General features: G+C 71.4%; 2 protein-coding genes and 1 pseudogene. 2 read left to right on the top strand and 1 reads right to left on the bottom strand.

The genetic code is table 11. The features are described 5' to 3' along the window. A partial coding sequence (locus VF665_RS03085) for a glycosyltransferase (RefSeq protein WP_331051936.1) occupies positions 1-982 on the bottom strand: 982 nt, incomplete at its 3' end. A 99-nt stretch (positions 983-1081) separates the two neighbouring features. On the opposite strand from VF665_RS03085, the gene VF665_RS03080 reads away from it, so the two are divergent. Both VF665_RS03080 and VF665_RS03075 read left to right on the top strand, forming a co-directional pair. Beyond that, complete coding sequence (locus VF665_RS03080) at positions 1082-1828, top strand: polyprenol monophosphomannose synthase (RefSeq protein ID WP_331051935.1); 747 nt, start codon at positions 1082-1084, stop codon at positions 1826-1828. A 17-nt stretch (positions 1829-1845) separates the two neighbouring features. Beyond that, positions 1846-2354, top strand: a pseudogene (locus VF665_RS03075) (hypothetical protein); the annotation flags it as partial.

Raw genomic sequence — 2354 nt, 5'->3', positions numbered from 1 at the left:
CCGCCGCGCTGGCGATGGTCGGCTTGCCGTAGCTCATCGCCTCCAGCAGCACCACGCCCAGCCCTTCCGTGTCGCCCTTGGAGTCCACCACGGCGGGGAGGACGAAGCAGTCGCAGTCCGCCATCCGCGACTGCAGCTCTTCCTTTGACACGAATCCGTGGAAGACGGCGCGGCCGCCCAGCCCCAGCTGCTCCGCGCGGGCCTGCAGCCGCGCGCGGTCCGGCCCGTCGCCCACCACGCGCAGGACGACGCGGCGCTCCGGGGGCAGGGAAGCGAGCGCGTCCAGCAGCAGGTGCACCCCCTTTCGTTCCACGAGCCGGCCCACGAAGAGCAGCTCGAACGGGGCGTCGGGCGCGCGCGGGGCGGACGCCGCGGCAAAGGCGGACGGCTCCACCGTGGCGCCAAAGGGGATGATGGCGGGATCGGCACCCGGCACCTGCCGCCGCAGCCGGTCCGCCGTGTAGCTGCTGATGGCCGTCACCGCGTCCGACCCGCGCACGATCCGCCGCAGCACGGGGGAAAGGAACGGCAGTTCCTTTTCCATCCACGTCAGTTCCACCCCGAAGAAGGTGCTGACGAGCGGCACCCCCGACGCGCGCCTTGCGGCGAGGCCGATCACGCCGTGGGGCAGGGGCCAGAAGGCGTGAATGGCGGCGAACTCGCCCGTGCGGGCCAGGCGCGCGGCGGCCAGCGAGCCGGACGCCACGTAGCCGGGAACGAGGGAAAGAAAGGCGGGGCGCTCGCGGATGCGGTCCGGCGCCGTCTGGTCGTGGGTCAGCGTTTCCCACGGGCGCGGGGCGTAGCGAAAGCGGTGCACGCGCACCCCTTCCACCGTCTGCGTCGCGAGGCCGCGGTAGGACGGGGCCAGCACCTCGGCCTCCACGCCCAGGGCGCGCAGCCGGCGGATGGTTTCCACCAGCCACGGGGTGATGACGTCGCCGGGGCCGCGGGCGTACGCCGAGACCAGGTACAGGACCTTCACTTCACTTGTGGGGACGGGGGCGCCGCGATAGGATTGTGCATCCCGCCCAAGCTACGGGCTGACCTCAGCCGGTACAAGCACTCCCAGCGTTTCGGACGTTTGCAGCGCGCCCTCGTCATCATCCCGACCTACAACGAGAGCGAGAACCTGCCGCGGCTCGTTCCGTCGGTGCTCTCCCGCGATGAGCGGCTGGAAATCCTGGTGGTGGACGACAACTCCCCCGACGGAACCGGCCGGCTCGCCGACGAGATCTCCGCCGCGGAACCCCGCGTGCACGTGCTTCACCGCGCGGGCAAGCAGGGGCTGGGCACGGCGTACCTGGCCGGCTTCCGGTGGGGCATCGAGCGGAAGTACGACTTTCTGTTCGAGATGGACGCGGACTTTTCGCACGATCCCACGCACCTGCCGCACTTTCTGGAGGCCATCCAGGAGTACGACCTGGTGCTGGGGTCGCGCTACCTGCACGGCCGCGTCACCGTGGTGAACTGGCCCATGGGCCGGCTTCTGCTCAGCTACTTCGCCAACTCGTACGCCCGCTGGGTCACCGGCCTTCCCATTGCCGACGCCACGGGCGGGTTCAAGTGCTTCCGGCGCGAAGTGCTGGAATCCATCTCGCTGGACCGGGTGGAAAGCAACGGCTACTCGTTCCAGATCGAGATGAGCTTTCGCGCGTGGAAGAAGGGGTTCCGCCTGGGCGAGATCCCCATCATGTTCGTGGACCGCGACGTGGGCGAAAGCAAGATGAGCAAGAAGATCATTCGCGAAGCCGTCTGGCGCGTGTGGCGGCTGCGCGCGCTGTCGGTGCTGGGACGGCTGGAAGGCCGCTCGGCGCGGCTCACCCCCTGACCTTCGCCGCCGACCGCATGCAGGAAGCCGCCGCCCGCTTTGTCCGCACGCTTGCTCTCGCCATTCAGCGCGACGGCGAGCCGTCCGCGCGCGCGGCGGAGGCGCACGAGGCGCTGTCGGAGGTGCTCCAATCGCAGAAGAGCCTGGTGCTGGACGTCCAGTTCACGGGCTTCACCAGCAAGGGGCAGCCGGTGGGCGCGGTGGACCCGGTGGTCCTGCGCTCGGCCGGGCACCTGATTACGCTGCGCATCAACCGCATCGGCTTTACCCCGGATGCGCGCCCGGAGGACCTGCAGGCGGTGATCGAAGCCGCCGCGCGTGGGGCGGGGGAGCTGGGGGCGGGCGGCCTGGTGGGCGCGCTGGCCCAGGCGGCGCCGCACGGCGTGTACGCCAGCACCGCCTCGGGCGACGTCTACAAGCCGGCCCCGCGCCGCGCCGCCGAACCGCCACCCGCCGCCGAACCGCCGTCCGCCTCGCCTTTCGCGGACGCGCCGGCCGACGCCGGGCCCGCGCCGTCGCCGGCGAG

The sequence above is a fragment of the Longimicrobium sp. genome (assembly GCF_036387355.1).
Classification (GTDB): Bacteria; Gemmatimonadota; Gemmatimonadetes; order Longimicrobiales; family Longimicrobiaceae; genus Longimicrobium.
Note: the sequence above shows the minus strand (reverse complement) of the source record. Positions and strands in the feature narration are given on the sequence as shown.